We start from the raw sequence: 26,295 nt of genomic DNA on the forward strand, positions 1-26,295 counted from the left end.
TGGCCCGGGGTGGTGGCCTGGTACGGGTACCTCTGGTGGAGCGGGTGAGCTTGAAAGGGGGAGGGCGTCGTTGCCCGGTGGCCCGCGCGGGGTGTGCACGGCACCGTTCCGAAGGATAAGGGGTGGGCGCACGCTTGCGGCGCGCGCCCCCGGGAGGCCGGGCGTCGGGGGTGCCGGACCTATACGCTGAGGCAGTAGACCTGTACGCGGAGCTGATCGGCTGACCGCTGGCTGTAGGGAGAACGCGCAACGATGGCCGGACGACGTCGGAAGAACGCTGGGGCCTCGTCGGCGGCTGCGCCGGGCGAGGAAGGGGTGGGCGGTGCGGTGCTGCCGGCCGACCTGGAGCTGCAGGACCTCTACGGGGCGTTCGCCGCGCACGGGCTGGACGACGAGGACCTCGACGACGCGGCCGTGCTGGTGCCGCCGGTGAAGCTGCCCGCCGAGACGGAGCTGGCCGAGCAGGCGAAGGCCGTGCCGATGTTCGGGTACGCGCTGAAGCTGGCCCGCTGGGCCGCTCCGCACCGGCCGGTGGACGAGTTCGGCGACCTCACCGGCCCGGACCGGGCGCCGGCCGCCCGGCTGCTGGGTCTGGCCCCCGAGGAGGGGGACGCCCCGGAGGAGGCCGTGGTCGAGGCGATGCGGGCCTGGTCGCTGGCCTGCGACCTGGACCTGGTCGAGATCGGCACCACCGCCGCCGGTGAGCACGTGGCCGTCCCCGGGCCGGACCTGGAGCCGGCCGAGCAGGGGGATCCGGAGACCGTCCTGGAGCTCTGGCTGACCGCCGCCGGGATCGTCCGGGAGCTGGCGGTGGAGGCGGACTCGCTGCCGGAGGAGGGCGCCGACGAGGGCGCGGAGCCGACGGAGGAGGACGAGGAGCGGCTCTCGCAGGTCGAGGACGCCCGGGACGAGGCCGCCGAGCTGCTCGACGAGGCGCTCCAGGTGCTGTACGAGACGACCGCCTTCGCCGAGCCCGGCACCGAGACCGTGCCGCTCGGCGTGCTGGCCGCCCTGCTGGTCGTCCCGGAGGGTGAGGAGCCGAGCGAGGAGCTGCTCGGCGACATCACCGATGTGATGGTCACGCTGGACCCGATGCTGGGCGACCTCGCCGAACTGGGCCTGCTGGACTACCGCCCGATCGACCCGGAGCTGTTCGACGAGGAGGAGGGCGAGGAGGACGCCCCGCCGGCCGGCCCCGCCGTCGGCGAGGAGCCGCTGGACGAGGAGGAGTCGGCCCGCTTCGGCCTCGTCCGGCTGACCCCGCTCGGCCAGTACGGCATCCGGCAGTGGCTGCTGGAGGACGGCTACGACGCCCCGCTGGTCGGCGAGCTGGCCCAGGGCGACGCCGCCGAGCTGCTCCGCGCCGTCTGCGAGTCGGCCAATGTGCTGCCCGACGAGGAGCTGCGGGTCTGGATCACCGGCCGGGAGCCGCTGGCGGCGGCCCGCGAGCTGCTCTCCGCGGCCCGCGGCAACGACGCGTACGCGCCGATGCGCCGGATGCTCTGCCAGCTGGCGCTGGGCATGCTGGGCGCGCCCGCCGAGCCCGCCGTCCGGGAGGTGCTGGACGACCCGGAGCTGGGCGGGGGCGCGCGGGCCTGGCTGGCCGGCCTCGGCGCCACCGACGTGCCCGCGCCGGAGCGCGGGATGGCGCTCTGGACGGTGGTCGACACCTTCGCCGCCCAGCTGCTCGACACCGGCGGTGACGCCGAGCTGCTGCGCGAGCTGATCGCCGACCTGCCCGTGACCGACAACCCGGCGAGCTACTTCGGCGAGCTCTGGCGGGTCGACCACCCGTACACGGCGGACGTGCTGGAGGTGGTCGGCGAGCTGCACCTCGACCGGGCGGTGGCCAAGGAGGCCCGCAAGGCGGCCTTCAAGGCACGGTCGAAGGGGCAGTAGGTCACGGCAGGTCCAGCGAGCCGTCCTCGGTGAAGGGGAAGAACGGGTTGTGGGCCAGCTCCCAGAGGTGGCCGTCCAAGTCCTCGAAGTAGCCGGAGTAGCCGCCCCAGCTGGTCGCGGTCGGGGGCTTGACCACCGTCGCCCCGGCCGCGACGGCCGTCTCCAGGGCGGCGTCCACCAGCTCGGGCGACTCCAGGTTCACCGCGAGGGTGACGCCCCGGAACGAGGGCTCGCCGGTGGCGGGCACGCCCGCGTCGGCGGCCAGCTCGTCGTGCGGGAAGAGCCCGAGCACCGAGTCGGCGGTGCGGAACCAGACGATCTCGGGGCTGGAGGCGGAGGAGCGCCGCCACCCCAGCGCCTCGTAGAAGCGGGCGCTGGCGTCGAGGTCGGCCACGCCGAGGGTGACGATGCTGATGCGGGCGGGGAAGTCCTTGGAAGCTGTCATGCCCGACAGCGTAGGAAGCCGGACTGACAAACCCCGGCCCGGACACGGTGCCAGGCGTACCGATTCGCCCGGCGGGGCAAAGGAGCTGATGACCCGGCAGGTCGGGCCACGTATCGTGTCCGGCAGACGCGCGGGAGCGGTGAGAATTCGGGGGTGCGGCGCGGGATGACGCGGGAGAGCGGTGGCAGGCAGGACGGTCTCCGGGGAGACGGGCCGAGGCGGGTGGACCCGCGGGCGCGCGAGGACCGCTTCGCCGACCAGGAGGAGTTCGCCCGCCGCACCCTCGCCGCGGCGGACTTCCCCGTGTACGGGGTCGCCTTCGGGGTGAGCCCGGAGGAGGACGCACTGGCCGCCTTCGAGACCTCGGACGGCCTGCTCTCCTGGGTCGAGGTCCGCTCCGGTGACTGGACCTCCGCCGACGGCCCCTACGTCACCGTGCGCACCCACCGGCCCGGCGCCGACCGGCCCGGTGCGCTGCCCGAGCTGGAGGACGTGGTCGAGGACGAGCGCGACCGGGTCTACGAGCAGCTCGGCGTGGACGAGGGCGACTGCCCCGGACGGGTCCGGGCGCTGCGTGAGTGGATCACCGTGGACGGCGAGCCGCGGGCGGTGGAGGTGCACGAGGACCGGCGCGAGCTCTGGGACCGCCCGGACGTCTCCGTCCCCGGCGTCTGCCCCAAGCCCGGCGCCGGGCCGGTCTGGGCCGTCCGGCTCCGGGTGGGCGGGCTGACCGTCACCGTCTGCGGGCGCGGGGTGACGCCCGGCGGCCTCGAACTGGCCCCGGTCGAGGACGTCGAGCGGTACCTGCGCGGCCGCACGGCGCTGCTGCGCTCGCTCGCCTCCCGGCGCGGCCGGTACGTTCCGGTCGAGGAGCGCGAACTCGCCCCGGCCGTCGGGCTGGAGGCGCACCGGGCGGTGATCGAGCACGGCATCGCCGAGTCCGCGGCGATCGAGGCGCAGGTCCGGGCCGGGCGGACGCCCCGGCTGCCGCGCGGGCTGCGCGGCGAGGCCGGCGCGCTGCGCTGGGAGGCCGCGGTGCGCCAGCAGATGCGACTCGCCTCGGAGAGCCGGGAGGAGGCGGTCGCGGCGGTGACGCTGATGGTCAACCACCTCAACCGGCTCTCCCGGCAGACCCAGTGGGTGGTCGGCACACCGGAGGGGGAGGCCGCCGTCGAGGAGGTGATCCGCTACACGGTGTTCGCCAGCGAGGTGGCGAGCCTGCCGGCGCAGCGCGCCTGGGAGCAGCTCTGGCTGGACCGGCCGGCGGGCCAGGGCGACAGCTGGGAGGAGCGGCTCGGGGAGCAGCTCTGGCTCTCGGCCTGGGAGCAGTGGCGGGCGGCGCGGGTGGGGCGGTCACCGCGGTAGACCCTGGTGAGCGGGCCGTGTCCTGCGGTGCACACGGCAAAGAACGAGTCATGGGTTCGAATACGGTCGGCAAATGACCACGCTGACGAGGCGTCCGATTCACCGTGCGTTCACCGAACCGGCGGAGTCTGCTGGGCGTCGGCGACCTGCCTCGACACCTCGCACGCCACGCACCGGGCCCGCCCGGTCGGCGGCCCACCTCTCAGGAGTGACTCACATGTCGCTGTCCCGCCGGGACTTCGTCAACCGTTCCACCCTCGTCGGGGCCGGCGTCCTGATCGCCGGCAGCGCCGAGGCGCTGGCGAGCGCCCCGGGCGCGATCGCGGCCCCGGTCGGCGGCGAGGTGAAGGACGCCGCGACCGCCGACGCCGAGCGTGCCGCCGTCGGCTACGGCGCGCTGGTCAAGGACCCGGAGAACCTGCTCTCGCTGCCCAAGGGCTTCACGTACAAGGTCGTGAACCGGGCCGGCGTCACCAAGCTGCGCACCGGTGAGTTCACCCCCAGCAACCACGACGGCACCTCGGCGTTCGAGGACGAGCGCGGTGGCAACCTGATGGTCGTCAACCACGAGCTGAGCGGCGCCCGCGCCAACTGGCCGTACCCGGTGCCGCTGACCGAGGGCCACGTCTACGACCCGGGCGCGGCCGGCGGCTGCACCATCGTGCACGCCAAGGCCAACGGCACGGTCGAGCAGTGGGTCGGCATCGCCGGCACCGCCACCAACTGCGCCGGTGGCGTGAGCCCGTGGGGCACCTGGCTGTCCGGCGAGGAGACCGAGGACAAGGCCGGCAAGAACGGCTTCACCAAGGACCACGGCTACATCTTCGAGGTCGACCCGTTCGACGACGAGTACAACGAGAACCCGCAGCCGGTGAAGGCCTTCGGCCGGTTCGCGCACGAGGCCGTCGTGGTGGACCCGAAGCGCGGCCACGTCTACCTGACCGAGGACGCCTCGAACCCCAACGGCCTGCTCTTCCGCTGGACCCCGCCGGCCGGCTTCAAGCACGGCCGCTACCAGCTCCGCAAGCTCGCCGCCGACGCCGGCGTGCTGGAGGCCTTCAAGGTCTTCGACGCGCAGGGCAAGCTGGTCGACGACCTCTCGCGCGCCACCAAGGTCGGCACCACCTACGGCGTGGACTGGGTCAAGGTCCAGGAGCGCGACGCGCAGACCGTCTCGATCCGCAAGCAGTTCAAGGACGGCGAGGTCACCCGCGCCCGCAAGCTGGAGGGCATGTGGTGGGGTGACGGCGGCTTCTACTTCGTCTCCAGCTTCGCCCGCTCGGAGAGCCCGCTCCAGCACGACGGCCAGGTCTGGTTCTTCAACCCCGTCCGCCGCACCATCACCCTGAAGGTGCTGCTCGGTGTCAACACCGACGTCTGGGGCGACCACGACAACTTCGACGGCCCGGACAACATCACCGTCTCGCCGTACGGCGGCATCGTGATCGCCGAGGACGGCGAGGGCGTCTCGCACCTGTTCGGCGCAACCGAGGACGGGCTGACCTACCCGATCGCCCGCAACGAGCTGAACATCGGCAGCGCCGAGAAGCCGGAGTTCAGCGAGTTCACCGGCGTGACCTTCTCGGACGACGGCAAGACGCTGTTCGCCAACATCCAGACCCCGGGCATCCAGCTGGCCATCACCGGCCCGTGGCACCGGCTGAACGAGCACAAGCGCGGCCAGGGCTACGGCGCCTGAGCCTGATGCCGTGACCGAAGGGGCCCGCCTCGCGCGGGCCCCTTTCAGCTTTCCGCGGGCAGCCGCAGCTGGAGCATGGCTAGCAGCCGCTGCTGCGGCTGAGCCAGGTCGATGCCGGTCAACTGCTCGGCCCGGCGCACCCGGTAGCGCAGGGTGTTGGGGTGGATGTGCAGGGCGTCCGCGGCGACCCGGACCTCGCCGAGCGCGTCCAGCCAGGCCAGGACCGACTCGGCGAGCCGGGTGCCGTGCCGGCGGTCGTACACGGCCAGCGCGGTCAGCCGTGGGTCGCGCAGGCCGCTCCGCTCCTGCAGCAGCGCCAGCATCTCGCTGACCAGCACCTCCGCCTGGACGTCGATCAGCGCGGCGACCTCCAGGTCCACCCCGCCGCGGCCCATCGCGTCCAGGATCCGGTCCGCCTGCGCCCGGGAGTCGGGCACCTGGGCCAGGCCGTCCACCGTCGAGCCGATCGCCGCCCGCAGCGGGACGCCCAGGTGGTCCCGGGCGGCCTCGACCACCTCCCGCGCCCAGTCGCGGACGGTCGTCATCGGCAGTCCGGGCGGCAGTTCGGGCAGCAGCACGTACACCCGCGACTCGATCGGGGCGAGCAGGGCGGCCCGGTGCCGGGCGGCGGTGTGCACCGAGATCAGGCCGGTCACCTCGGAGCGGGTGAGCGCCTCGGTGGTCCGCGCGCTGTACGCGAGGACGGTGGCGGGGCGGCGCAGGTCCAGGCCCAGGTGGGTGGCGAGCGACTGCGGGCCGGTCGAGCCCTCCAGCAGGCCGGTGAGCAGGGTCTGGGTCAGCCGGACGTCCGCCGACAGCTCCCGGCGCCGGCGCACCAGTTGGGCCGCCGCCACCCGGGCCGCGCCGACCAGCGCCTGCTCGGCCAGCGGGGCCAGCGGCTGGGCGCCCTCCTGGACCCAGATGGTGCCGAGCGGCTGCGCGCCGGTCCGGATGCCGATCGCCAGGCGGCGGCGCAGGCCCAGCTCGGGGTGCGGATCGACCGCGATCGGCGTGTCCGAGCTGCGCAGGTGCTGGAAGATGCCCCACTCGCGGAGCTTGGAGAGGTACGGCTCGGGGCCCTGCCAGCCGAGGATGGAGAGCCGTCGGAGGTCGTCGACCTCGTCGGAGTCGGAGGAGCGGGAGTAGGCCAGCACCCGGCTGGAGGTGTCCTCGATCGAGACGATGCCGTTGGTGAGCACGGCGACGGTCTGGGCCAGCGAGAAGAGGTCGCCCGCGTTGTGCTCGGGCGTGCCGGTCGCGTCCGGGGCGTCCGGCCCGGCGATGATCGCGCGGGCCAGCGAGTCGAGGTGCTCCCAGCGGGTCTCCCGGCGGACCGAGAGCAGGGCGACGCCGGCCTCGGTGGCCGCCTCGCGCAGGGCGTCGGCCTGGCCGGGCGCGTCCAGCTTCACCGCGACGGCGGCCGCACCGGCCCGGCCGGCCGCGCGCAGCGCCGGGAGGGCGGCCCGGCCGCGGGCGCCGATGGCGAGGACGAGTTCGCCGGGCGCGGCGACGGGCGGGTCCTCGGGGTCGAGGATCGCGACGTCGCGGACCGGGACGTCCAGGCCCTGGGGGGCGGCCTGGAGTTCGACCAGCGGTTCGCCGAGGGACATCAGCAGTTGACGGAGTGGGAGTCCGGCGGGCTGGGACACCGGCGGTTCCTTCATGGGATCGAACAACGGCGTACGGGTGATTTTAGCCGGGCGGACAGGGTTTTGGCTCCTGTTTCGATATGGTTGACACTGACTAATCGACGATGGATAGTCGATATCGACTAAGCGTAGGGAGTTGTCCCCGTGGCAAAGCGACGCAAGGTGGCGAACCCGCTGGCCCTGGCCGTGCTGGCAGAGCTCTCGGCCGAGGCCATGCACCCGTACGAGATGGGCCGCCGGCTCAAGGAGCACGGCAAGGACCGGGACATCAAGTACACCCGCAGCTCGCTCTACATGGTGGTCGAGCAGCTGCGGAAGGCCGGCTTCGTCGCCGAGCAGGAGACCGTCCGGGACACCCAGCGGCCCGAGCGCACCGTCTACGCCCTCACCGCGGAGGGCCGGGCCGAGCTGCACGACTGGATGCACGAGCTGGTCGCCGAACCGCAGCACGAGTACCCGCTGTTCGGCGTCGCGCTGTCGCTGCTGGCGGTGCTCTCCCCGGAGGAGGCGGTCGGCCTGCTCGGCCGCCGCCGGGTGGCGCTGGCCGGGCAGACCGCGGGGATCCGCGCCGCGGTCCGCGAAGCCCGGGACCAGGGCGTCGAGTGGCTCTTCCTGATCGAGGAGGACTACCGGCTCGGCACGCTGGAGGCCGAACTGCGCTTCGTCACGGATCTCATCGCGTCGCTGGAGGACCCGGAGCACGTCCGGGCCTGGCACGAACACTTCGGGAGTCGGACATGAGCACGGACATCGGTACGGACACCGGCACGGACGTCGGTAGGGACACCGGCACGGACGTCGGTACGGCACGGAAGGCACTGGTGATCGGCGGCGGGATCGCCGGACCGGTGACGGCGCTGGCCCTGCGCGAGGCCGGCGTCGAGGCGACGGTGTACGAGGCGTACGCGGCCTCGGCCGACGGCATCGGCGGCACCTTCATGATCGCGCCCAACGGGCTGGCGGCGCTGGCCGCCGTCGGCCTGGCGGAGCAGGTCGGGGCGATCGGCCAGCCGATCGGGCGGATGGTGATCGAGGACGGCAAGGGCGGCGTCCTCAGCGAGTTCGGCGGCGCGCCCGGCCTGCCGCCCGGCCGGGTGATGCGGCGCGCCGAGCTCTACCGGGTGCTCCAGCAGCGGCTGCGCGAGCTTGGCATCCCCGTGGAGTACGGCAAGCGGCTGACCGGCGCGGACGAGGACGCCGACGGCGTCACCGCGCACTTCGCCGACGGCACCACCGCCCGCGGCGACCTGCTGATCGGCACCGACGGCACCCGCTCCGTCGTCCGCACCCTGATCGACCCGGTCGCGCCCGGACCGCAGTACACCGGCCTGCTCGGCGTCGGCGGGTACAGCACCCACCGCCTGCCCGGCCCGCGCGGGAACGGCGACTCCATGCACTTCGCCAACGGCGCGCAGGCCTTCCTCGGCTACTGGGCGCTGCCGGACGGCGGCGGCACCGTCTGGTTCAGCAACATCCCGCAGCCCGAGCAGCTGACCCAGGACCGGGCCCGGGCGGTCACGCAGGCCGAGTGGCTGGAGAAGGTCCGCGAGCTGCACGCCGCGGACGTGCCCGCCCACGACATCCTCCGGGACGCGACGACCGAGCGGATCGAGGTCTTCCCGCGGCTGGAGATCATGCCGTCCGTGCCGCACTGGTACCGGGGCCGGATGGTCCTGGTCGGCGACTCGGTGCACGCCCCGTCCAACAGCTCCGGCCAAGGTGTCTCGCTGGCCGCCGAGAGCGCCGTCGAACTGGGCCGCTGCCTGCGGGAGCAGCCCGGCCTGGCGGGCGCGTTCGCCGCGTACGAGCGGTCGCGCCGGCCGGTGGTGGAGAAGGTCGCGGCCGAGGCGGCGCAGATCAACAGCGCGAAGGCGCGCACCGACCGGTGAACGGCCCCGCCGTGACCGCCCCGTGATCCCTTCGTCCTGCTGGACAACGCCGTACGGGGGACTTTAGCCGCCCGGCCAATCAAGTGGGGCCCGGTGCAGGAATAGCGTTCGTGCTGTGACCGACGTGCGACCCGCGTCGGCATCCCCCATGAACCGAAGGAGAGCGTGCGCTCATGGATGCTGTGACCCAGGTCCCCGCGCCGGTGAACGAGCCGGTCCACAGCTACGCCCCCGGCAGCCCGGAACGGGCCCGCCTGGAGGCCAAGCTGAAGGAGCTGGGCGGCCAGGAGCCGGTCCAGCTGACCATGACGATCAACGGTGAGCGCCGCCTCGGCGGCGGCACCGAGATCCACGTCGTCCAGCCGCACAACCACGCGGCGAGGCTCGGTACGCTGCGCAACGCCACCCAGGCCGACGCGCAGGACGCCATCGACACTGCCCTGGCCGCAGCCCCGGCCTGGCAGGCGCTCTCCTTCGACTCGCGGGCCGCGATCTTCCTCAAGGCCGCCGACCTGCTGGCCGGCCCCTGGCGCGAGACCCTGGCCGCCGCCACCATGCTCGGCCAGTCCAAGACCGCCCAGCAGGCCGAGATCGACACCCCCTGCGAGCTGGTCGACTTCCTGCGCTTCAACGTGCACTTCGCCCGCCAGATCATGGCCGAGCAGCCGATCTCCTCGGACGGCGTCTGGAACCGCAGCGACCACCGCCCGCTGGAGGGCTTCGTCTACGCGATCACCCCGTTCAACTTCACCGCCATCGCCGGCAACCTGCCGACCGCGCCGGCGCTGATGGGCAACGTGGTGCTCTGGAAGCCCTCCCCGACCCAGCAGTTCTCCGCGCACCTGCTGATGCAGCTGCTGGAGGAGGCCGGGCTGCCCAAGGGCGTCATCAACATGGTCACCGGTGACGGCCTGGACGTCTCGGCCGTCGCGCTGAAGCACCCGGCGCTGGCCGGCATCCACTTCACCGGCTCCACCGCCACCTTCCAGCACCTGTGGCGCGAGGTCGGCAACAACATCGCCGGCTACCGCACCTACCCGCGGATCGTCGGCGAGACCGGCGGCAAGGACTTCCTCGTCGCCCACCCGTCCGCCGACCCGGCCGTGCTGAAGACCGCCATGACCCGCGGCGCCTTCGAGTTCCAGGGCCAGAAGTGTTCCGCCCTGTCGCGCGCCTACGTCCCGGCCTCGATCTGGGCCGGCCTCAAGGACGAGTTCGCCGCCGAGGTCGACGGTCTCACCATGGGCGACGTCAGCGACCTGACGAACTTCATGTCGGCCGTCATCGACGAGCGCTCCTTCGCCAAGAACAAGGCCGCCATCGACCGGGCCCAGGCGGACCCGTCCGTCGAGGTGCTGGCCGGCGGCACCTACGACGACTCGGTCGGCTACTTCGTCCGCCCGACCGTCCTGGTCTGCCAGGACCCGGCGAGCGAGTACTTCAAGGACGAGTACTTCGGCCCGATCCTCGCCGTGCACGTCTACGAGGACGAGAAGTACGACGAGATGCTGGCGCAGATGGAGTCGGTGTCGGCCTACGGCCTGACCGGCGCGATCATCGCCCAGGACCGTGCCGCCGCCCAGGACGCCATGCACAAGCTGCGCTTCGCGGCTGGCAACTTCTACATCAACGACAAGCCGACCGGCGCGGTCGTCGGCCAGCAGCCGTTCGGCGGCGGCCGGGCCTCCGGGACCAACGACAAGGCCGGCGCCAAGCAGAACCTGGCGCGCTGGACCTCGACCCGTTCGGTCAAGGAGACCTTCGTCCCGCCGACGGACTACCGCTACCCGCACATGGGCTGAGTTCCCGCCCCCCCGGACGACGCCCGGTCCCGCAGCCGGGCGTCGTCCGCCGGGGCGGCGGCCCCACCCCCCTGGCCCGCCGCCCCGGCCCCCTCTTCTGCCACCCTTAGAAGCACCAGCCCAGGAGTCACGATGCTCCGTTCCGCCCTCCTCGCGGCCTCCCGCTCCCCGCAGGTCCGCACCGTGGTCGAGAAGTTCCCGCCGACCCACGCCATAGTCGAGCGCTTCGTCGCCGGCGAGGCCCTCGACGACGCGGTCACCGCCTGCGACGACCTCGTCGCCACCGGCCGCACGGTCACGCTGGACCACCTCGGCGAGGACACCCAGGACGCCACCCAGGCCGCCGGCACCGCCGAGGCGTACGAGCACCTGCTCGCCGCCCTCAAGGACACCGGCCTCGCCGCCGGCGCCGAGGTCTCGGTCAAGCTGTCGGCCGTCGGCCAGTTCCTGCCGGTGGACGGCGAGAAGATCGCCCTGGAGAACGCCCGCCGGATCTGCGAGGCCGCAGCCGACGCCGGCACCACGGTGACCCTCGACATGGAGGACCACACCACCACCGACTCCACCCTCGCCATCGCGCGCGAGCTGCGGGCCGACTTCCCCTGGCTGGGCGTCGTCCTCCAGGCCTACCTGCGCCGCACCGAGGCCGACTGCCGCGAGTTCGCCGGCGCCGGCTCCCGGGTGCGCCTCTGCAAGGGCGCCTACAAGGAGCCCGAGTCGGTCGCCTTCCAGGGCAAGCGCGAGGTCGACCTCGCCTACGTCCGCGCCCTCAAGGTGCTGATGGGCGGCGAGGGCTACCCGATGATCGCCTCGCACGACCCGAACATGATCAAGATCGCCGGCCAGCTCGCCCAGTGGAACGGCCGCAAGCGCGACTCCTTCGAGTACCAGATGCTCTACGGCATCCGCCCCGAGGAGCAGCTCCGCCTCGCCGGCGAAGGCAACACCATGCGCGTGTACCTGCCCTACGGCCAGGAGTGGTACGGCTACTTCATGCGCCGTCTCGCCGAGCGCCCGGCCAACCTGGCCTTCTTCCTGCGCGCCATGGCGACGCGTAGCTGAGGCCCTGCTGTACTGACGGCCCGCACCCCTTGTGGAAGGGGGGTGCGGGCCGTTTCACATCCGCGAGGTATGAGGAGGGTGGGCGGCCTAGGATCGCGGTGGTGGTGAACTTGGCTGTAGGTGAGAGGAGTTGGCGTGCTGAAGGCCTTCGCGGAGTTGTCGACGCCCTTGCTGGCGGATGCGTGCGTGCGGCTGGGGCTGGCGCCGCGGTCGGCGCCGGCCGGGATCGGGGCGCTCGTCCCGGGGAGCCGGATCGCCGGGCGGGCGCTGCCCGTGCGGCACTACGGGAGCGTGGACGTGTTCCTGGAGGCGTACGGCGCGGCCGGGCCGGGGGACGTGCTGGTGATCGACAACGGCGGGCGGACGGACGAGGCCTGTATCGGGGACCTCGCGGTGCTGGAGGCGCGGGCCGCCGGGGTGGCCGCCCTGGTGGTGTGGGGGCTGCACCGGGACACCCCGGAGCTGGTGGAGATCGGGCTGCCGGTGTTCAGCTACGGCAGCCTGCCGCTGGGCCCGATGCGGCTGGACGGCCGGGAGCCGGAGGCGCTGCTCACGGCGCGGTTCGGACCGCACCTGGTGAGCGCGCAGGACGTGGTGTTCGGGGACGCCGACGGCGTGCTGTTCCTGCGGGCCGACCGGGTGGAGAGGGTGCTGGAGACCGCGGCCGGGATCGCGCGGACCGAACGCGAGCAGGCCGAGCGGATCCGCTTGGGCGACACGCTGCGCCGGCAGACCGCCTTCGACGACTACCTGACGCGCCGCGCCGCCGACCCGGAGTACAGCTTCCGGCAGCACCTGCGGCGGGTCGGCGGCGCGATCGAGGAGTAGCGGTACGGGAGTTCAGAGCGCTCGGCGCATCAGAGGGCTCGGTGCATGATGTGCAGGCCGACGTAGCCCTGGGAGGGGTGGCGGAAGCCCTCCGGGAGGGTGCCCAGGATGTCGAAGCCGAGCGACCGGTAGAGCTTCACCGCGTGCTCGTTGGAGGCGACCACGGCGTTGAACTGCATGGCCCGGTAGCCGGCTTCACGCGCCCACGCGATGGTGTACTCGGCGAGGGCCCGGCCGACGCCGCGGCCGGAGTGGGCCGGGTCGACCATGTAGCTGGCGCTGGCGATGTGCGAGCCGTTGCCCATGTGGTTGCGGTTCATCTTGGCGGTGCCGAGCACGGTGCCGCCCTCGTCCACCGCGACGACGGTGCGGTTCGGGGAGGGGAGCAGCCACCAGTCGCGGCCCTGCTCGGAGGTCAGGTCCAGCGGGTAGGTGAAGGTCTCGCCGGCGGCGACGATGGTGTGGAAGAACGGCCAGACGGCGGGCCAGTCCTCGGTGGTGGCTTCCCTGATCAACATGTGGACATGATCGGGCCCGAACGGCGGGAGCGCCAGTGGTTTCCCGCCGCCCGGGCCCGGGCGGTCGTCGGACGGCCGGTCAGAGCATCGAGGCGGCCGGCTTGACCATGGCGCGGGCGGTCTTGGCGTCGACGTACTCGCCGATCGCGGTCATCACCCACTCGCCGGAGTACTGGCGGACCAGCTTGCACATCACCACGCCGGTGTGCGGCTCGGACTGGGTGAGGTCGAAGCGGACCAGCTCCTGGCCCGAACCGGCGTCCAGCAGACGGCAGTAGGCGTTCTTGACGTCGGTGAACTTCTGGCCGGAGAAGGAGTTCACCACGAAGACCAGGCCGCAGACCTCGGGCGGCAGGCCGTCGAGGTGGACGGTGATCGACTCGTCGTCACCGCCGCCCTCGCCGGTGAGGTTGTCGCCGGAGTGGGCGACCGCGCCGTTGAAGATGCCCAGCTTCATGAACCAGGCGGTGTCGAGCTTCTCCCGCTTGGCGTCGAAGGCGATGCAGGAGGCGTCGAGGTCGATGTTGCGGCCGCGGCCGGCCGGCTCCCAGCCGAGGCCCATCCGGACGGAGGAGAGGAAGGGCTTGCCGTTCTTCTCCAGTGAGACGGAGCCGCCCTTGGTGAGGCTGACCCGGCCCTTGTCCAGGGTGACCTTGGTGAGTGAGGCGGGCGGTGCGGCCGGGGTGGCAGCGGCCGGCGGCAGGTTGCCGGCGAGGGCCACCCGCGGGTCGACCGGGCCGGCCGGGGCGGGTGCGGGTGCGGGCGGGGCCGGCGGGGCTGCCGGGGGCGCGGGCGGTGCGACGGGGGCGGCAGGTGCAGCCGGCACGGGAGGCGCGACCGGAGCGACGGGGGCGGCCGCCGCCGGGGCGGGCTCCTCGTCGACGGCGACGCCGAAGTCGGTGGCGATGCCGGCCAGGCCGTTGGCGTAGCCCTGGCCGACGGCGCGGACCTTCCAGGCGCCGTTGCGCTGGTAGACCTCGACCACGATCAGCGCAGTCTCCCGGCCGAGCTGCGGCGGGGTGAAGGTGACCAGCACCTCGCCGGTGGCGGTGTCGCGGACGGTCGCGGTCGGCTCGATGCCGGCGAAGGTGGCGCCCGCCTCGTCGGGGCTGGCGGTCACCACGATCTTGGTGATGCCGGCCGGGACGGCGGTGGTGTCGATGGTGATGGCGTCCGGGGTGCCGCCGGAGGCCGGCCGGTGGGTGACACCGGGGCCGTCGGGGGCGTTGAAGAACACGAAGTCGGCGTCCGAGCGGACCTTTCCGGCGTCGGTCAGCAGCAGGCCGGAGACGTCCAGCGCCTTGGGTGCGGTGACCTCGACGGTCACCCGCGCGGCGGTCAGCGGGGCGTTGCCGCCTTGGGTCAGGACCGTGGACACGAACTCCTCCTCGGATGCGGTGGCACGGCCTTGGGGACCCGCTCTGGGGTGCCGTGCCGAGTGGTACCCACAGTAACGAACGGGGTTGTCGAGAAGAGCCCGAGCAGGCCGGTGACCTGTCGGGTTGTCGGATGGTCGGTCAGCGCGTCGCGGTGCCGATGCCGGTGCCGGAGGTGGTGCGGGAGCCGGTGACGGTGCCGGAGGTGGCTCCGGAGTCAGCGCCGGGGCCGCTGCCGGAGCCGGGGGAGGAGGCCGTGAAGGTGCCGAGGGCGGCGACGGCCCGGGGGCGGTCGATACCGAAGGCGGAGGCGGTCCAGCTCTCGGCCGGGGCGGCCTTCCGCGGCACATCGGTCGGCCCGGTAGCGGGGACGGTTCCGGGGCCGGAGGTGGGTCCGGTGGGTCCGGGGGCGGTGGCGCCGGGCGGGGTGGGCGCGGGCCGGGTGGCGCGGACGCCGAAGGTGTACCGGCCGGGGCGGACGTCGGTGCCGGCCGGGGTGGTGAACCGGTACACCAGGGTGCCGCGCTCCTGGAGGGTGGTGACGACGGCGCCGGAGAGGTCGGTCCAGGCAGTGCCGACGCCCGGGGCCGCCTCGCCGGGGGCGAGGCGGAACTCGGCCTGGAGCGCGGTGAGCGGCTCGGTGACGGTGAGGGTGAGCAGGTGGTGGGTGCCGTCGCGGCCGAGCGGCTGGACCATGGCGGTGCCGGTGAGGGCGTGGTCCGCGGCCTCGTCGCCGGTCGGGTCGGTCCCGTCGCCGGTGGGGCCGGTGGGGGTGGGCGGGCCGGTGGGGCCGGTCGGCGCGTCGGGTGCTCCGGGGGCCGCCGGGGCGAACGGACGCTGGTCCGCGGGCTGTTGGCCGGTCGGCTGGTCGGCGGTCGGAGCGGTGCCGGCCGGAGCGGTGCCGGTCGGCCCGGTGGTGGTCGGCTGCGCGGTGGCGGGGGCCACGGTCACGGCCTGGTTGCCGGCCCGCGACGGGCCGCCGAGCGCCTCGGTCGACGGGGCGTCGGAGAAGGAGGAGGAGGCGGTGAGCTCGGATCCGGGGGGCGGCGCGGAGGTGTCCGGCGAGGCCGCGCGGGGCGCGCGAACGCCGGGGGCCGGGGGGTACGAGGCGGTGGCGCGGGCCGAGGCCGATCCGGTGGGGCGGCCGGCGGAGCGGTCGGCCGGGCGGGGTGCGGCCGGGCCGGGCTGAGCGTCGGCGGCGGCGTCGGCCCGGTCGGTGGCGTCCGGGCTCGGCGGCGGGGTGGAGCCGACCCGGGCCACCCCGGCGCGGCGGCCGATGCCCTGCTGCTCGCTGAGCAGGCAGGTGGTGGCGATGCTGATGCCGACCACGGTGGACATCGCCATCGCGGCGCCGGAGAACCGCAGGGTGGGCAGCCGGAGCCGGCCGCCGAAGGGCTTCGGCCGGCCGTGCCGGCCGTGGCGCTCGTGCTGTTCGCGCTGCCGGTCGCGCTCGTGGTGCACGCCTAGCTCGGTGTCCTCGCGCAGAGCCACCGGACCCCTCCCTCCCCGAAGTCGCCGTTGCGGTCGCGGCATTCTTCCATGCGCCACCTACGGGCCGAAGCGCCGTCACGGGCGGACCGCCGTCGGGGTCTGTCCGGTGGAGCAGGTCCGCGGCCGTCCGGATCCGTCCGTCCGCGGCCGCCCGTGCGGGGGCCGCCGGTGGACGCGCGCGGGCCCGCGCCGGCAGGGGCATGAGCGTACCAGCGGGGACCGGTCGGCCGGTCGGTTCCGGGTCGGAATCGATCCACTTCGCGGAAATCCGTTCGGGGAACGGAAGTTGACGGTCCGTCTGGCAAGACCGGTAAGGAGTGGCGGTATCGGGCGGGGATTATTGCAACCTCCTTGCAACCCTTGCCGGTCCGGCCGGGGTGCCGCAGGCTGGTGGCATCCCACGCCGTACCGGAGAGACCGTCATGCCGCCCGACCCGCTGCCCGCACCCTCCAGTGCCCCTCTCGCCGCCACCCCCACGGGCGGCGATGAGGCAGGCTCCACCGCCGCTCCGGCGGCGGTGGAGGAGGTGTTCATGCTGCGGATCTCGTTGGGCGAGGAGGTGGTCGGCGAGGTCCGTACGCGGTTCCGGTTCGACACCGAACGCCCTTACGAGGTGCTGCTGACGTTCCACCTCGGTCGGCCGGACGAGGCCGATTGGGTGTTCTCGCGTGATCTGCTGCGCGACGGCCTGCGCTCTCTGAGCGGCCAGGGCGACGTCAAGTTGTGGCCGGCGTACTGTCCGTGCCACGGCTCGACGTTGCACCTGGCGCTCGAATCACCCCACGGAAGCGCACTGCTGGAGGTCTCCAAGCCCCGGGTGCAGGCGTGGCTGGACCGCACGTACGCGCTCGTCTCGGAGCAGGCCGAGCGGGCCTACGGGCCGACCGACGCCCAGCTCTCCGCGCTGCTGGCCGGCGGCTGACGTCGCCTCGGCGGGGGTACGGCGTCGTCCCCCGGACTGCGCGGCCCCGGTAGCGGCGGTGTGCCCGGCAGCCGGACCACGCCACTGGCCAGGCCCGCCCGCAGCCGGCGAACGGCCGGTGCCGAGGAGGCCGGCAGCAGGTCGTACGGGTCGTCCGGGCCGAGGACGCTGACCAGCACCGACTCGGCGAACCGGTACGGACGGTGGGCCAGCAGCCCGCCGAGGTAGCGGCGCAGCCGGGACAGTTCCGCGCGCACGGTGACCGTCCGGCCCGGGTCGCCGAAGAGCGCGTCGGCGAGCCGCGCCGCGCTGTGGCCGTCGCGTTCGACGGCGAGCAGGAGCAGCAGCTCGGCGTGGCGCGGGCTGAGCGCGTGCGACCAGCTGCCGGCCGCGCCGTGCACCGACAGCTCCGGCCGGTCGGGCCGGCGCAGGTCGAGCTGGAGCCGGGCGCCCTCCGCCTGCTCGGCGGTGACCGCGCGGCCGTCCGCCGCGTCCTCGTCCTGGGTGCGGACCAGCCGGACCAGCCAGCCGTCGGCCAGCGGTTCTATCGCGCACTCGCCGAGGCCGGGCAGCCAGTGCACGGCGGCCGAGCCCCACCCCTCGGTGGGCAGCCGCAGCCGGGCGGGCGGCGGCAGGCCGGCCGCGGCGGCCGTCCAGCCCGCGGCGTCGACCACCAGGGCCGGGCCGTTGACCCTGGCCAGCAGCGGGGCGGCCAGGGTGCGCAGCTGGTGCAGCGACTCCAGGCGGCGGGCGCGCAGCTCGGTCTCGGCGAGCCGGGCGGCGGTGGCGGTGAGTTGCAGCAGGTACGGGCGGACGGAGTGGGCCGGGCCGCTGAGGTTGATCGCGCCGACCAGCCGGCCGGTGCCCGGGTCGTGCACGGGTGCGGCGACGCAGGTCCAGGAGTGGTGGCTGCGCAGGTAGTGCTCGGCGGAGTGGACCTGCATCGGGCGCTGGGCGCGCAGTGCGGCGGCGATGCCGTTGGTGCCGACGCTCTCCTCGATCCAGCGGGCGCCGGTGAGGAAGCCGATCCGGTCGGCGCTGCGGCGCAGGCCGCGTTCGCCCTCCTGCCAGAGGACGTGGCCCTCGGCGTCGGCGATGGCGAGGATCAGCGGGGTCTGGCCGACCGGTTCGAGCAGGGTGTCGCGCAGGACGGGCAGCAGGGCGTCGAGGCCGCTGGCCCGGCGGCGGTGCTCGACCTCGGCGGGGCCGAGGTGGACGGCGGCGGCGCCGGCGTCCGGGTCGAGGCCGAGGCGGCGCAGGCGGGCCCAGGAGTCGCCGATCTCGGGGCGGGGCCCGAGGCCCGACGGTCCGTCAGGGGCGGGGGCGGCCTCCCGGGTGAGGTCGCGGGTGGCTTCGGTGAGCGTGCGGTCGTGGACGTTGGCCAGCTCCGCCGCGGTCTGCGCAGTTCGGCGCTCGGGCCGTCGGGTCTGCCGTCCGGTCTGCCGCACTCGGGTTGCTCCTCGCCGCCGATCGAGGACGCGTCGGGGCCGACGCGCTGACGAAAGCGTACGGGGGTGGCCCGCTCCTGGGGACGGGGTCTGCCAAGTCGGCACCATGCGCAGCATGAGAATGCGCATGCCAAGCGGCTATGGCAGTGCTGACCTCGGCAAATCGGCGGTCGTTGCCCTTTGGGGCATGCCCTGGTGCCGTGGATCGGTGCCCTGTTGGGCGGCCTCGACGGTGTGGTGCAGGTCGGCGGTGGCGTCCAGTGTGGTGGCGGCGGTCAGCGCCAGGCAGGCGGCGAGCGCGAGGGCGGCGGCACGGCGGCCGGTGCGGCGTGCGGCGGGGCGGGGCTGGAGCAGGGCCGCGACCCGGCGCGGGACCGGCCCGGAGTGGGCGGCCGGGGCCAGCCGGGGCCGGGGCGGCCGGGGGGAGCGGCTCGCGGCCAGGGCGGCGCGGCCGACCGCGCGGGCGGTCACGACGCGGTCGCCGACCCGCTCGGCGGCGGCCTCGTCGGCCCATCGCTCCAGGTGGTAGCCGAGCGGCGCGCGCAGCGGGCGCAATGCCGGGTGGACGGCGGCGGCGTGCTCGGCGAGGGCGAGGAAGAGGTGGTGGCGGGCGGCGAGGTGGGCGCGTTCGTGGGCGAGCAGGGCGGCCCGCTCGGGTGCGGTGAGGGCGCGCAGCATGCCGGTGGTGACCACGATCCGCCCCGGTTCGGCCGGCCGGCCGGGGCGGGGGAGGCGGCCGGGAAGGGCGAAGGCGTCGGCGCGCTCGTCGTCCAGGACGGCGAGCGGGTGGGGTCCGGCGGGGCGGAGGAGCGTGCGGGCGCGCACGCCGAGTGGGGGGCGCCGCGGGCCCTGGGCGCGCGCCTGGCGCACGGAGGCGGGCAGGGGGCGCATGTCCGGATGCCGGTCGTCGGCGGGGTGCTCGTCGGAGGGGTGCTCATCGACGGGGTGGTCGTCGGGGTGCCGCAGCTCGTCGCAGGGGCCGAGGGCGGCGCGGGCGGCGTGCAGTTCGAGGCGGCGGAGGTGCGCCGTCCGGACGCCCAGGACGGCCAGCGCGGCGAGCGCCGACCCGGCCAGGGCGGCCGGCAGCGCGGCCCGCGGAGCGGCGGCGCTCAGCCAGGGCAGCGAGAGGTGGCCGAGCGCGGCGACCGGCGGGAGCTGGAGCAGGCCGGCGGCGGCGAGCAGGCCGAGCGAGCAGAGCGTGCCGCCGGCCAGGACGGCCGCGGTGCCGGCCAGCGTCCAGGCGGCGGCCCGGGGGGTGAGTCCCTCGGCGAGGCGGCGGGCCAGCGGGGCGGCGAGGAAGGGCAGCAGCAGGGGTGCCCAGACGGCGACGATCACGGGGCCGCCGGCCCGGTGGTGTCCGCGGGGCCGTCGGACGCGCCGTCGCCGAGGAGTTCGCGCAGCAGCCGCTCGTCCTCGGCGGAGAGGTCGGAGACGAACCGGGCCAGGACGGTGGAGCGGTCCGCCTCGCGCCCGAGCTCGGTGTGCATCCGGCGGGCGGCGAGGCCGGCCGGGTCCTGCACGGTCGGGGTGTACGCGTACGCGCGCCCCGCCCGGGCGCGCTCCACCGTGCCCTTCTCGTGGAGCCGGGCGAGGATCGTGGCGACGGTGGTCCGGGCGAGGCCGGCGCCGAGGGCCGCCTGGACGTCCTGCGGCGTCAGCGGCCGGTGCGCGGACCAGAGGGTGGCCAGCACCTCGGCCTCCAGCTCCCCGGCGGGCCGGCGGGCGGACGGTACGTCGGACATGGCGGCGGTTCCTCCAGGATTCGTCTACAGTCATGTAGACCGTCTACGTTACTGTAGACGGTCGAGGGTGTGCTCCGCTGCTGCCGCCCTCCAACGTACGGGAGGTCCGCCAGCCTTGCTCCAGTCGCCCGCCGATCCGGCCGTTCACGCACTCGCGGTGAACGTGCTGGACGCCTCGTCGCTGCTCGCGTCCTTCGGCGCGCTCGGCATCGCCGCCGTGCTCTTCGCCGAGACCGGCCTGCTCGTCGGGTTCTTCCTGCCCGGCGACTCGCTGCTGTTCACCGCCGGCCTGCTCTGCGTCCCCGGCGCCACCAAGGGCCCGCAGCTGGAGCTGTACCAGGTGCTGCCCGCCGCGCTGGTCGGCGCGCTGGCCGGCGCCCAGGTCGGCTACCTGATCGGCAGGCGCGGCGGGCGGGCGCTGCTGGCCCGCACGGAACGCAAGAGCCTCCAGCAGGGCATCGGCCGCGCCGACGAACTGCTCGCCAAGTACGGGCACGGCAAGGCGATCGTGCTGGCGCGCTTCATCCCGGTCGTCCGGACGGTGCTCAACCCGCTCTGTGGCGCCCTGGAGGTGCCGGTCCGCACGTTCACCTTCTGGCAGGTCGCGGGCGGTGTGCTCTGGACGGTCGGCGTCGTGATGGCTGGCTACGTGCTCGGCTCGTCGGTGCCCAGTATCGACCAGTACCTGCTTCCCATCATCGGTCTGGTAGTAGTTGTCTCCGTGATCCCGATTGTTCTCGAATTGTTCCGCGCCCGGAAGGCCCGGCGTGACGGCGGTGACGGCCGATGATGCCCTCGACGTCTCCCCGCGCGCTCGCCGTGTACGACGGCAGCGGTATCGACGGCGGCCTCTACAGCCGGGTGGTCGGATGGGCCGACGCCGCGCCGTACTGGCTCGACCAACTGATCAAGGTCTGGTCCGCGATCGGTCTCGGCCTGTTCGCCGTCCTGATGATCCTCGCGTGGTGGCGGGCGCGCGGCGCCGGCCCGGGCGTGATGGCCCGGGTGCTGGCCTCGCCGCTGATCGTGATCGTCGCCTACATGGTGAACTCCGCCTTCAAGGGGGTGGTGGAGGAGCTCCGGCCCTGCGCGCAGCTGGGCGTGCGCGGCACCCTGGAGACCTGCCCGGGCGCCGGTGACTGGTCCTTCCCGAGCAACCACACGGTGATCGCCTTCGCCGCCGCGACCGCGCTCTGGTTCGCCGACCGGCGGCTCGGCTGGATCGCCGGGATCGCCGCCGTGCTGATGGGCGCCTCCCGGGTCTGGGTCGGCGTCCATTACCCGCACGACGTGCTGGTCGGCGCGGCGGTCGGAATCCTGGTGGCGATCCCGCTGGCGCTGGCCGCCGGCCGCGCCGCGCCGCTGGTCGACCGGGCCCGCGCCGGCGGGCTGCGTCCGCTGCTCGGCGCCGGCGTCGTCGCCGCGGCGGGCGGCCCGACACCGCTGGAGGCGCAGCGGCGCTGAGACCGGTACCGCCGCCGCGGCCCTTGTCCGGCCGGGGCGGCGGGAGGAGCATGTGAGCCGGGCGAGGGGCCCCTGTGACAGGGGCGCCCGCCCGGCTCAGTCGTGCCGGGGCGCCGCGGTGCCCGGCCGTGCCCGTGGAGGGAAGTGCTGCCCATGCCGTACCGACTCGACGTCACCCAGGGGGACTGGCCCGCGGAGGAGCTCCGCAAGGGCGTGGAGGGGCTGCTCGGCGAGGCCATGGTGCTCACCCTCGCCACCGCCGGCCACGAGCACGGCCCGCACGCCAACCTGGCCTTCTTCGCGTACGACGACGACCTCGTCCTGTACTTCGTCAGCGAGCGCGCCACCCGGCACAGCCACCACCTCGCCGAGGAGGCCCGGGCCGCGGCCACCGTCTTCCTGCCGCCGCCGGTCTTCGGCGAGCAGCTGCGCGGCATCCAGCTGACCGGCAGTGCGGGGGAGGCGTGGGGGCGCCAGGCGGAGGCCGCGTTCGCGGCGTACCAGGGCCGGTTCCCGTCCTTCGGGCAGGACGACGAGGTGCGGCGGCAGTTCCTGACCGGCGGCGGGGCCGCGGCGCTGTACCGGTTCCAGGTGGAGGAGCTGACGGCGGTGGACGAGCCGCACTTCGGCCGGCGCAACTACCTGCGGGCGGCAGTGGTGCGGTAGCGGGGGCGGATGGGGTGACCGGGGCGCCGGTGGTGGCGCGGTGGGCGGGTCGGGGCGTCGGTGGCGGGTGGACGGATCGGGTGCGGGCGCAGGTGGAGCGGTGGTCCCGCTCAGAGTTCGTCGTAGACCTCGGCCAGGCCGCGGAGGACGGTCGTGACGGTCTCCACCTCGGCGGTGTCGAGGTCCGTGGTCAGCCGTTCCAGCGACTCCACCAGTGACTCGGTGCGCAGTCGGTGCCGCTCGCGTCCGGCCGGGGTGAGGGCGACCAGGGTGGAACGGCGGTCGTGCTCCGGCCGCTCGCGGGTGACGTAGCCGGCCTCCTCCAGCCCGTTGACCAGTTGGGTGGTGGCGGCGGGGGTCGTTTCGGTGCCCGCCGCCAGCCGGCCGACCGGCAGCGGGCCCTCGTCGGCGAGCACCCGCAGGGCCCGGGCGTGGGTGAGTGAGAGGGCGCCGCGGGTGCGGGTGGCCCGCCCGCGCAGGCGGGCGTCGGCCGCGCTGAGGCTGTAGGCGGCGCGGGCCAGCCCGTCCAGGGCGCGGGCGCGGGTGGCGTCGTCGGCGGTCTGCTCCGGCATGGTGGCTTCTCCTTCTCCGGTGGTCGGGGTTCTTCGGTGGTGGGGTCTCCGGTGGCGGTTGACAAACAGGATAAGCATAAGGACTTAATGATTAAGTACTTACTCATTCCGCCGAACGGAGCGTACCCGTCATGACCATGCGATCGACCGGGCAGAGCTGGGCCCTCGACCTCGCCCTCGCCCAGGGCGGCTTCGACGCGCTGCACCCCCAGGCCAAGGGCACGATGGAGCAGCTCGGCCACGACCACACCGACTTCGACAAGGTCTTCGCCCTGGTCCGCAGTGGCGCCATGCTGCCCAAGGCGTGGGCGACCGTCGCCGGCCAGGCCGAGGAGCGGGCTGCCCACCACGAGCGGGGTGGGTACCCCCGCACCGCCGCCGACCTCTACCTGCGGGCCGCCGTCATGTGGGGCCGGGCGCAGTACTCCCTCTTCGACGCGGCGGACCCGCGCAAGCACGCCTTCCGGGAACGGGCCAACCACTGCGTCGCCAGGCTCGGAGAGCTGCGCGGCCGCCGGGTGCGCCGGGTCGTCCTGGACTTCGAGGGCCGGCACATCCACGCCCTGCTGCATCTGCCGGCCGGGGTGGTCGAGGGGGCGCCGGCGGTCATCCTCGGCCCGGGGATGGACATGATCAAGGAGGACTACATCTACGCCGCCGAGCGCTACTACACCTCGCGCGGCGTGGTCGCCCTCTCGATCGAGGGGCCCGGCCAGGGCGAGTCCCGGGCCGGCGGGCTCACCGTCGACCTCGCCAACTACGAGCGCGCGATCAGCCGCTACCTCGACCACCTGGTCGGCCTGCCCGAGGTCGACCCCGGCCGGATCGGCATGTTCGGCATCAGCATGAGCGGCTACTGGGGGATGCGGGCCGCGGCCACCGACCCGCGGCTCGCGGCGCTCGCCAGTTTCGAGGGGGTCAGCGGCGACTTCCACACGATCTTCGACCGGGCGCAGCCCAGCTTCAAGAACAACTACATGTTCATGGCCGGCTACACCGACGAGGAGGCCTTCGACCGCGAGCTCGCCGCCCGCATGCCGCTCGGCGACCTCGTGGCGGACATCGCCTGCCCGGTCCTCGTGGGGATCGGCGAGTTCGACGAACTCACGCAGCTGGAGCAGGCGATGGCGACGTACGAGCGGATCCGCGCCCCGAAGGACCTGCGGGTCTACGAGAACGAGTTCCACCCGCTGGGCGGCACCGCGGCCGAGGTCTTCCGCTTCGGCGCCGAGTGGCTGGAGCGGGCCCTCGACGGCGAGCTGCGCGAGCCCGGGCGCGATGTGCGGCACTACGTGCACGCCGACGGCCGGACGACGGACGGCACCGCCGCCCCGGCTTGGTGGCTCGGCACCGATCCAGTCCGGGCCGCGTGACCGGGGTGACCGAGTGACCGGGTGGCCGGGTGCCGCGCGACCGGGGTGACCGCGTGACCGCTTCGGTCGCGCCAGGCGGGGTCGCGGGGTGCCGTCCTGTCTGGCGCGGCCCGGTTGTCTGTACAACTTTTCGGTCGGTTCACCTGTGGGACCGGATCCGGACTCCTCCCGGCCACCTCGCGGCACCAGCCTGGCCGCATGAGAGTCATCGTCGTAGGAGCAGGCGTGCTCGGCACCATGCACGCCTGGCAGGCCGTCGAACGCGGCCACGAGGTCGTCCACCTGGAGCGCGAGGCCGAGGCGCGCGGCGCCTCCGTGCGCAACTTCGGGCTGGTCTGGGTCAGCGGCCGGGCGGGCGGCGAGGAACTGGACACCGCGCTGCGCGCCCGCGAACTGTGGGAGCGGATCGGCGCACAGGTGCCCGACCTCGGCTTCCGGGCCAACGGCTCGCTCACCGCGATCCGCACCGAGGCCGAACTCGCCGTCGCCGAGCAGGCGTTGACCCTGTCCGACGCCGCCGCGCGCGGCTACCGGATGCTCGGCGAGGACGAGACCCGGGCCGCCAACCCCGCCCTGCGCGGCAAGCTGCTCGGCGCCCTGTGGTGCGAGCGGGACGCCGCCGTCGAGCCCCGAACCGCCCAGCCCGCCCTGCGCGCCGCCCTGCTGGCCAGCGGCCGGTACACCTTCCTGCCCGGGCGCGAGGTCCGCGAGGTGATCGGCGAGAACGCCGTCCGCGACGACCACGGCGACGTCCACGCCGGCGACCTCGTCGTCCTCTGCACCGGCGCCTGGCTGGGCGGTCTGGTGCGCGAGCTGGCACCCCGACTCCCCGTCCGCCGCGTCCGGTTGCAGATGATGCAGACCGACCCGCTGGGCGAGACGCTGACCACCTCCGTCGCCGACGGCGACAGCTTCCGCTACTACCCCGCCTTCGCCGGCAGCGCACTGGAGCGGCTCAAGGCCGCGCAGCCGCAGCCGCCCGTCGCCGCCGAGCACAAGATGCAGCTGCTGATGGTCCAGCGCCGCGACGGCGGCCTCACCATCGGCGACACCCACGAGTACGACCAGCCGTTCGGCTTCGATGTCGTCGAGGACCCGTACGACCACCTGGTCGGCGTGGCCGAGGAGTTGCTCGGCCGCCCGCTGCCCAGGATCCGCCGCCGCTGGGCCGGCGTGTACGCGCAGTGCGTCGACACCACCCGTGTCGTCCACCGCGAGAAGGTCCGCGACGCCGTCTGGCTGGTCACCGGCCCCGGCGGCCGCGGCATGACCTGCTCGCCGGCCATCGCCGAGAAGACCGCCGAACTCGCCAACCTGTAAGGAAAGTTGAACATGTCTTCCGACATCCGTCTGGTCGTCCTCGACATGGCCGGCACCACCGTCGCCGACGACGGCCTGGTCGAGCAGGCCTTCCAGGCCGCCGCCGGCTCCCTCGGCGTCGAGGCCGGCAGCCCCGAGCACGCCCGCATGCTGGACCACGTCCGGGCCACCATGGGCGAGTCCAAGATCTCCGTCTTCCGGCACCTGTTCGGGGCGGAGGAGAAGGCCCAGGCCGCCAACGCCGCCTTCGAGGCCGCCTACCACGACCTGGTCGACGCCGGTCACTGCGCCGCCCTGCCCGGCGCCGCCGAGGCGATCGCCGAACTCCGCGGCCAGAGCAGGAAGGTGGTCCTCACCACCGGCTTCTCCCGGGCCACCCAGGACCGGATCCTGCGCGCGCTCGGCTGGGAGTCCATCGCCGACCTCACCCTCTGCCCCGCCGAGGCCGGCCGCGGCCGCCCCTACCCCGACCTGGCCCTCACCGCGCTGCTGCGCACCGGGACCGACTCCGTCCGGCAGATCGCCGTCGCCGGGGACACCGGCTACGACATGCTGACCGGCTCCCGGGCCGGCGCCTCGGTGGTGGCCGGCGTCCTCACCGGCGCCCACGACGAGGCCCGGCTGCGGGCGGACGGGGCGACGCACGTGCTCAAGTCCGTCGCCGAGCTGCCGGGGCTGCTGGCCCGGGGCTGAACGTCGGCCGGCCCCGGCCCCGGCCCCGGCCCCGCTGCCGGTGAGGGTGGGGGCGCCGCGGCCGGTGGCTC

Annotated in this window: 24 protein-coding genes; 15 read left to right on the forward strand and 9 right to left on the reverse strand. The window is 74.2% G+C overall.

Annotated elements, in window-relative coordinates; genetic code table 11:
• Positions 1-252: 252 nt before the first annotated feature.
• Complete coding sequence (locus ACZ6NC_RS13935; RefSeq protein ID WP_465732267.1) at positions 253-1,899, forward strand: hypothetical protein; 1,647 nt, start codon at positions 253-255, stop codon at positions 1,897-1,899.
• 1 nt (position 1,900) lies between these two features.
• Here ACZ6NC_RS13935 and ACZ6NC_RS13940 read toward each other — a convergent pair whose 3' ends face one another.
• On the reverse strand, positions 1,901-2,344 hold the full coding sequence (locus ACZ6NC_RS13940; protein ID WP_465732269.1) for a VOC family protein: 444 nt from the start codon (positions 2,342-2,344) through the stop codon (positions 1,901-1,903).
• Positions 2,345-2,566: 222 nt separating this feature from the next.
• On the opposite strand from ACZ6NC_RS13940, the gene ACZ6NC_RS13945 reads away from it, so the two are divergent.
• Positions 2,567-3,709, forward strand: coding sequence for a hypothetical protein (locus ACZ6NC_RS13945; RefSeq protein WP_465732271.1), 1,143 nt, complete (start codon positions 2,567-2,569; stop codon positions 3,707-3,709).
• 217 nt (positions 3,710-3,926) lie between these two features.
• Positions 3,927-5,408, forward strand: coding sequence for an alkaline phosphatase PhoX (locus ACZ6NC_RS13950; protein ID WP_465732273.1), 1,482 nt, complete (start codon positions 3,927-3,929; stop codon positions 5,406-5,408).
• A gap of 44 nt (positions 5,409-5,452) precedes the next feature.
• Here ACZ6NC_RS13950 and ACZ6NC_RS13955 read toward each other — a convergent pair whose 3' ends face one another.
• Entirely contained in the window at positions 5,453-7,057 is a 1,605-nt protein-coding gene (locus tag ACZ6NC_RS13955; protein WP_465732275.1) for a PucR family transcriptional regulator, read from the reverse strand.
• A 144-nt stretch (positions 7,058-7,201) separates the two neighbouring features.
• On the opposite strand from ACZ6NC_RS13955, the gene ACZ6NC_RS13960 reads away from it, so the two are divergent.
• From ACZ6NC_RS13960 to ACZ6NC_RS13980, 5 genes are all read left to right on the forward strand, one after another.
• Positions 7,202-7,798 carry a PadR family transcriptional regulator gene (locus ACZ6NC_RS13960; RefSeq protein ID WP_465732277.1) on the forward strand — a complete coding sequence of 199 codons (597 nt, stop codon included), beginning with the start codon at positions 7,202-7,204 and terminating at the stop codon, positions 7,796-7,798.
• The gene (locus tag ACZ6NC_RS13965) at positions 7,795-8,946 is read left to right on the forward strand and encodes an FAD-dependent oxidoreductase (RefSeq protein ID WP_465732279.1); all 1,152 of its coding nucleotides are present in this window, start codon (positions 7,795-7,797) and stop codon (positions 8,944-8,946) included. The genes ACZ6NC_RS13960 and ACZ6NC_RS13965 overlap by 4 nt, the downstream gene beginning before the upstream one ends.
• Before the next feature lie 173 nt (positions 8,947-9,119).
• Positions 9,120-10,748, forward strand: a complete 1,629-nt coding sequence (pruA, locus tag ACZ6NC_RS13970) for an L-glutamate gamma-semialdehyde dehydrogenase (protein WP_465732281.1) — start codon at positions 9,120-9,122, stop codon at positions 10,746-10,748.
• Positions 10,749-10,880: 132 nt separating this feature from the next.
• Positions 10,881-11,810, forward strand: a complete 930-nt coding sequence (locus ACZ6NC_RS13975; protein ID WP_465732283.1) for a proline dehydrogenase family protein — start codon at positions 10,881-10,883, stop codon at positions 11,808-11,810.
• 135 nt (positions 11,811-11,945) lie between these two features.
• The gene (locus ACZ6NC_RS13980; protein ID WP_465732285.1) at positions 11,946-12,638 is read left to right on the forward strand and encodes an RraA family protein; all 693 of its coding nucleotides are present in this window, start codon (positions 11,946-11,948) and stop codon (positions 12,636-12,638) included.
• Positions 12,639-12,667: 29 nt separating this feature from the next.
• Here ACZ6NC_RS13980 and ACZ6NC_RS13985 read toward each other — a convergent pair whose 3' ends face one another.
• The 3 genes from ACZ6NC_RS13985 to ACZ6NC_RS13995 form a co-directional block, all read right to left on the reverse strand.
• Positions 12,668-13,156, reverse strand: coding sequence for a GNAT family N-acetyltransferase (locus ACZ6NC_RS13985; protein ID WP_465732287.1), 489 nt, complete (start codon positions 13,154-13,156; stop codon positions 12,668-12,670).
• A gap of 79 nt (positions 13,157-13,235) precedes the next feature.
• Positions 13,236-14,534: a TerD family protein gene (locus ACZ6NC_RS13990; RefSeq protein ID WP_465732289.1), complete on the reverse strand. Its 1,299-nt coding sequence runs from the start codon at positions 14,532-14,534 to the stop codon at positions 13,236-13,238.
• 139 nt (positions 14,535-14,673) lie between these two features.
• Positions 14,674-16,023, reverse strand: coding sequence for a hypothetical protein (locus tag ACZ6NC_RS13995; protein ID WP_465732291.1), 1,350 nt, complete (start codon positions 16,021-16,023; stop codon positions 14,674-14,676).
• Between the two features lie 422 nt (positions 16,024-16,445).
• On the opposite strand from ACZ6NC_RS13995, the gene ACZ6NC_RS14000 reads away from it, so the two are divergent.
• On the forward strand, positions 16,446-16,946 hold the full coding sequence (locus ACZ6NC_RS14000; RefSeq protein ID WP_465732293.1) for an SsgA family sporulation/cell division regulator: 501 nt from the start codon (positions 16,446-16,448) through the stop codon (positions 16,944-16,946).
• Here ACZ6NC_RS14000 and ACZ6NC_RS14005 read toward each other — a convergent pair.
• The 3 genes from ACZ6NC_RS14005 to ACZ6NC_RS14015 all read right to left on the reverse strand — a co-directional run bounded on the left by ACZ6NC_RS14005 (position 16,898) and on the right by ACZ6NC_RS14015 (position 20,136).
• Positions 16,898-18,394 carry a GAF domain-containing protein gene (locus ACZ6NC_RS14005; protein WP_465732295.1) on the reverse strand — a complete coding sequence of 499 codons (1,497 nt, stop codon included), beginning with the start codon at positions 18,392-18,394 and terminating at the stop codon, positions 16,898-16,900. The genes ACZ6NC_RS14000 and ACZ6NC_RS14005 overlap by 49 nt on opposite strands.
• A 138-nt stretch (positions 18,395-18,532) precedes the next feature.
• A complete protein-coding gene (locus ACZ6NC_RS14010) occupies positions 18,533-19,729 on the reverse strand; it encodes a M56 family metallopeptidase (protein WP_465732297.1) in 1,197 nt (398 codons plus the stop codon).
• Positions 19,726-20,136 (reverse strand): BlaI/MecI/CopY family transcriptional regulator, encoded by a 411-nt coding sequence (locus ACZ6NC_RS14015; RefSeq protein WP_465732299.1) that lies wholly within the window; start codon positions 20,134-20,136, stop codon positions 19,726-19,728. The genes ACZ6NC_RS14010 and ACZ6NC_RS14015 overlap by 4 nt, the downstream gene beginning before the upstream one ends.
• A gap of 115 nt (positions 20,137-20,251) precedes the next feature.
• Between ACZ6NC_RS14015 and ACZ6NC_RS14020 the strand changes: the two genes are divergently transcribed.
• From ACZ6NC_RS14020 to ACZ6NC_RS14030, 3 genes are all read left to right on the forward strand, one after another.
• Positions 20,252-20,926: a DedA family protein gene (locus tag ACZ6NC_RS14020; RefSeq protein WP_465732300.1), complete on the forward strand. Its 675-nt coding sequence runs from the start codon at positions 20,252-20,254 to the stop codon at positions 20,924-20,926.
• Positions 20,926-21,600, forward strand: a complete 675-nt coding sequence (locus ACZ6NC_RS14025; protein ID WP_465732497.1) for a phosphatase PAP2 family protein — start codon at positions 20,926-20,928, stop codon at positions 21,598-21,600. The genes ACZ6NC_RS14020 and ACZ6NC_RS14025 overlap by 1 nt, the downstream gene beginning before the upstream one ends.
• Positions 21,601-21,753: 153 nt before the next feature.
• On the forward strand, positions 21,754-22,266 hold the full coding sequence (locus tag ACZ6NC_RS14030) for a pyridoxamine 5'-phosphate oxidase family protein (protein ID WP_465732302.1): 513 nt from the start codon (positions 21,754-21,756) through the stop codon (positions 22,264-22,266).
• Positions 22,267-22,376: 110 nt separating this feature from the next.
• On the opposite strand, the gene ACZ6NC_RS14035 is transcribed toward ACZ6NC_RS14030, so the two are convergent.
• A complete protein-coding gene (locus tag ACZ6NC_RS14035; protein ID WP_465732304.1) occupies positions 22,377-22,838 on the reverse strand; it encodes a MarR family winged helix-turn-helix transcriptional regulator in 462 nt (153 codons plus the stop codon).
• 131 nt (positions 22,839-22,969) lie between these two features.
• On the opposite strand from ACZ6NC_RS14035, the gene ACZ6NC_RS14040 reads away from it, so the two are divergent.
• The 3 genes from ACZ6NC_RS14040 (at position 22,970) to ACZ6NC_RS14050 (ending at position 26,224) form a co-directional block, all read left to right on the forward strand.
• On the forward strand, positions 22,970-24,211 hold the full coding sequence (locus tag ACZ6NC_RS14040) for an alpha/beta hydrolase (RefSeq protein ID WP_465732306.1): 1,242 nt from the start codon (positions 22,970-22,972) through the stop codon (positions 24,209-24,211).
• Positions 24,212-24,409: 198 nt separating this feature from the next.
• Positions 24,410-25,531: a TIGR03364 family FAD-dependent oxidoreductase gene (locus tag ACZ6NC_RS14045; RefSeq protein ID WP_465732308.1), complete on the forward strand. Its 1,122-nt coding sequence runs from the start codon at positions 24,410-24,412 to the stop codon at positions 25,529-25,531.
• Between the two features lie 12 nt (positions 25,532-25,543).
• Positions 25,544-26,224: a phosphonatase-like hydrolase gene (locus tag ACZ6NC_RS14050; RefSeq protein WP_465732310.1), complete on the forward strand. Its 681-nt coding sequence runs from the start codon at positions 25,544-25,546 to the stop codon at positions 26,222-26,224.
• Positions 26,225-26,295: the final 71 nt, after the last annotated feature.

It is taken from the genome of Kitasatospora sp. NPDC041988 (assembly GCF_055588525.1).